The 4,401-nt window shown below is 76.7% G+C and carries 3 protein-coding genes and 1 pseudogene; all 4 read right to left on the minus strand.

Going from position 1 to position 4,401, the window contains the following annotated elements; all coding sequences use genetic code 11:
• A pseudogene (locus ABZ371_RS29445) lies at window positions 1-332 on the minus strand (hypothetical protein); the annotation flags it as partial.
• Window positions 332-1,012, minus strand: coding sequence for an RNA polymerase sigma factor (locus ABZ371_RS29450; RefSeq protein ID WP_358685238.1), 681 nt, complete (start codon window positions 1,010-1,012; stop codon window positions 332-334). The pseudogene ABZ371_RS29445 and the gene ABZ371_RS29450, both read right to left, overlap by 1 nt.
• 1,467 nt (window positions 1,013-2,479) lie before the next feature.
• Window positions 2,480-3,109 (minus strand): RNA polymerase sigma factor, encoded by a 630-nt coding sequence (locus ABZ371_RS29455; protein WP_358685240.1) that lies wholly within the window; start codon window positions 3,107-3,109, stop codon window positions 2,480-2,482.
• Between the two features lie 237 nt (window positions 3,110-3,346).
• Entirely contained in the window at window positions 3,347-3,922 is a 576-nt protein-coding gene (locus tag ABZ371_RS29460; RefSeq protein ID WP_358685242.1) for a hypothetical protein, read from the minus strand.
• Window positions 3,923-4,401 lie beyond the last annotated feature (479 nt).

Raw genomic sequence — 4,401 nt, forward strand, 5'->3', positions numbered from 1 at the left:
CGGAGCGGCCGGGTCCAGCGCGGGTGCCGGGACGGCGGGGTGTGGGCCCCGTCGATCCGTACGGTTCGGGGGGCGTCGTCCCGCTCCGCCGGGACGGCCGGGTTCGCCGCGGCGCCGCGCCCACCGGCGCGGGCCTCGCGGAACGCGGCCAGCGCGGCCGCCTCGCCGGGGAGTTCCCCGGCGGAGGGACGGGGGGTCCGCACCGCGCGCAGCGCTGCCTCCAGGCGCCGGCTCCCGGCCCTGGCGTGGTCGCCGACGGGTTCGACGAAGTCGCCGCGGAGCAGGGACTCCGCCGCACTCCCGTCGAGCCACTCGTCCTGCTCGTCGGCCATCACATGTCCTTCTGCGTCCACGGACGCGAATGCGTCACACCGGCGGGCGCCGCCTCACCGTCGCGGCCGGGGCGCTGTGCGGGCACGGCGCCCAGCTCCGGTCCCGCCGCAACCGTGTCCTGCGCGGCGTGGTCGGCCCCGACCAGTTCCGCCAGCCGCCTGAGCCCCCGGTGCGCGGCCGTGCGCACCGCCCCGGGGCGCTTGCCCAGCGTCCGGGCGGCGCTCTTCGCGTCCAGGCCGACGACCACCCGGAGCACGACGGCCTCCGCCTGGTCCTGCGGCAGCTGCGCGATGAGGGACAGCGTACGGCCGGTCGCCAGGGACTCCAGAGCCTCGCCCGCCGTGTCCGAGGCGGCCGGCTCCTCCATCAGTTCGCTCTCGTCGCCGCCGGACGCGGGGCGCCTGCCCCGCATCCGTATGTGGTCGAGCGACCGGTTGCGCGCGATCCTGGCCGCCCAGCCGCGGAACCGGTCGGCGTCCCCGCTGAAGCGGTCGAGGTCACGGGCTATCTGCAACCAGGACTCGGACGCCACGTCCTCGGCGTCGGGCTCCCCCACCAGTGTCCGTATGTAGCCCAGCAACCGCGGGTGCACGGCGCGGTACACAGTACGGAAAGCGTTTTCGTCCCCGTCCTGTGCCGCGAGCACCGCGGCGGTCAGCTCCGCGTCGTCCCCCAGCACTTCCCCAACCCGCCCTGCTGATCCGTATCGCAGCTGGTCATCACTGCCGCGCCACCCTGCGCGTCCCAGCACGCTACGTGGTCGGGCGGTACCGCGTCCACGACTTGTACAACCTGCAACTGTTTCCTGACGCAGTGCGGTGTGACAGAAAACGCACTCCTGGCGCTGACATGAGTACGGGGTCGCACTGCGGCTCCGTGGAAGACGGCCGGGGCCTCTCCTGTGGGGGGTGGCGGCCCCGGTCGTCGTCCCACTCCCCCGGCTCGCGTTCCCGGTCTTCCCGACCGCGTCGGCGTCCGCGCCGAGCCGAGGCCCGGCACCCGGCTCCCGACTACCGCGTGGCGGCGGAAAGCGCTCCACCGCCTACGGCACGTGAGTGCTGTCGGCGCCGGGGCGGGACATGCGGCACGGGGTCAGCCGGAGGGCGGGGCGGCAGCAACCGGCCCGAGCGGCGACGCGGCCCGGCCGCACGGGCCGACAGGGCTGCGCCTGCCCATCAGGCCGCGCGTCCCACCTCGCAGCCGTCCTCGTCCGGACTCGTCGCCACCAGGAGCGACACGCGTCCCGTCCCTCCCTCGTGCAGCCCGGCGGCTCAGCGAGCGGACGCCCCGCCCCGGCCGTGATCGCTCTTCGGGCCGCCGTTCGGGCCGCCGTTCGCGTTGCTGTTCGCGCTGCCGTGGGAGCCTTCCCCCGCACGTCCTGCGCCCGCCGCCGCCGGGCGCCCGGTGTTCCGCGCCGTGCCGGCCGCCCCCTGCGAGCCCGGGGCCGCCGCACCCGCGGACGGCTTGCCCGCTCCCGGAGCCGGCGCACCCGCGGACGGCTTCCCGAGCAGCGCGTCACAGTACGCCGGCACCGCCGCAGGACTCCCCGCGGCCGCCGCCAGCCGCTCGGAAGCCGCTGTACCGGCGGCCTTCCCCCTGCTCACGGCCCTGCGGTACGCCGTGCAGAGGCCGGCCTCGCCCCGCGCCCGGTCACGGCCACCGACGGTGGGAGGGGGCGGGGCCGGGGTGGAGGCGGGGCCGGACGGTATCCGCGTGGGGCCGTGCGGGGTCGCGTGGCCGTCCGGATGCGGAGAAGGCTCCGCGGGCGGCGCCGAAGCAGTGGGGGCCGGACGCGGGTCACGCGGGCCGGGTCCTCCGAACAGCGCAGGCATCACCCCCGGCCCGGCAGCCACCGCGACTCCGCCCAGTGCCACCGCGGCCACCAGTCCGCCGAGCAGTGTCCGCAACCGGCGCCCGGCCCGCTGCCGGGGCCCGGGCCGCCAGTCGTCGCGCCGGCGCCGCATGCGCCGCAACGGGGAGACCGGCGCGTACGCTCCGCCGTCGCGTGCCGAGCGGAACGCGACGAGCGCCCGTTCCTCGCCTTCGCTGCGGGCCGCCGCGGGGCCTCGCCCGGGTCCGGGGGAAGGGGCCTGTCCGAGGTGGTCCGGCAGGTCCTCGGGTTCCGGCGGGGGCGGGGACGCGTGCGTCATGACGCGTCACCGGGCGTGCGCCGCTCCGGGCCCGACGCGGTCGTCCCTCCGCCGCCGCGGATCACCTGCTCGGCCAGCCGCTTGAGCCCGCGGTAGGCGGAGGTGCGCACCGCCCCCGAACGCTTGCCGAGGACCCGCGCCGTCGCCGGCCCGTCCAGGCCGACGACCACCCGCAGCAGTACCGCCTCGGCCTGTTCGCGCGGCAGGGTCCGGATCAGCGCCAGTGCGGCCTCGGTGGACAGGGCCTCCAGCGCGGCGGCCGCCGTGTCGTGCTCTCCGGGCATCTGCAGCACGTCCTGCTCCAGCAGCGCGGTGCGCGGCCGGCGGGCCTGTCTCCGTAAGTGGTCGAGCGCGCGGTGACGGCCGATCATCGCCGTCCAGCCCCGGAAGCCGGCGCCGTCGCCGCGGAAGCGCCCCAGGTCCCGGGCGATCTCGAGCCAGGCGTCGGAGGCGACGTCCTCGGCGTCCTCACCGACGAGGCCCCGTACGTAACCGAGGAGACCCGGATGCACGATCCGGTAGGCGACGGCGAAGGCGTCCTCGTCACCCTGCTGGGCACGCTCGACGGCAGCGGTGAGCTCGGCGTCGTACGACCGCCCGCGACGCTGCTCCCCGCCCTTGCCCACACATCTCCACTCGGCGCCTGGTCGCGGCACCCGTCTCCGTGCCGTCGTCCGGCCCGGTGGCGCCCGCCCATCTCCCTCTGCGCCGAAGCGGGCGGAAACGTCACAGGGTTCCCGGGCATACGGGCGTTCCGCCGCACCTGACGGCCCGGCTCCGCAGGCGCGGAGGCCGTCCTCCCGCCCCCGGACCGCAGGCGCGGAAGACGTCCCCGCCCTGGGCCGGTCCGTGTGCGGTCCGGCTCAGGCGCGGCCACGGGTCCGGCGTGCCATCACCGCGCGCAGGACACGGCGGCCCTCGGTCGACAGGTCGAGCACCCGGAGCAGACCCGCCCCGCTGCCGACCGTGCCCGAGGTCTCGGCGAGCACCTCCAGGATCCGGATCTGCCGGCGCAGCTCGCCCGTGAGGAGCGGGCCGCCACCCTCGGGAGCGTCCGTGCGGCAGCGCAGCAGCAGTCCGGAGCCGTCCACGTCCCCGCCCGGGGCGTCGAACCGCCGGTGGACGTCCAGGGCCACGTAGGAGCAGGCGTCGGCCCATTCCCGCAACGGCCCCGCGGTGAAGTCGGAGGGCGCGGCCGCCAGCATCGCGCGGACCTGGACGGCCGTGGCGTCCGTGACGTCCACGTCCTCGACGGCCTCCCGGACGGCCGCCAGCCGGCCGGCCCATTCCTGACCGTCCTCGCAGCTCGCCCAGAGCGGGCGCAGGGGCTCCGGCGCGTCACCGTCGGTGAGCAGCGGCAGGCAGCGGTCCAGGCAGGCGACGCCGCTCGCGGCCAGCCCCCGCTCGTCGGCAAGAGCGATCAGCTCCAGCAGGCTCATGGACGTCTCCCCTCGGTCCGGAAGCCGGCGCTGCCGGGGGAACCGACTCGGCCGGGACACAGCGGGACGCTGTGCTTCCTGTTACCGCGTACTGCGCCAGATGGCCGAAAAGCGTCACTCTTTCGACAAGGGAGGCGTCGCGGAGGCCGACCCGACCGGACACGGGAAGCACGGACCACCAGGGAAAAGGAGGGCGAACCCTGCTGCGGTACACCTTCCCGGCCGGCCGCCGCAGCGGAGCCGGGGCAGCGTCCTTCCGGGCACCGTGACCGGTTTCCGCCCTGCCCGGACGCGGAGCAACGGGGCGGTGCAGGGCCGCGCAGCGGACGCAGCGTCCGGTCGCGTCGGCGACGGGTCTCGTCCCGCAGGTGGTCCGGAGCATGGTGGTGGAGCCCCCGGAGGCGCGGATCGCGGCACCGGGCGGGCCCCCCCCCCCCCGGGGGGCGGGCGGGCGGGTGGGGGGGGGGAGTTGGGGGCGC

Source organism: Streptomyces sp. NPDC005899 (genome assembly GCF_040629645.1).
GTDB lineage: Bacteria > Actinomycetota > Actinomycetes > Streptomycetales > Streptomycetaceae > Streptomyces.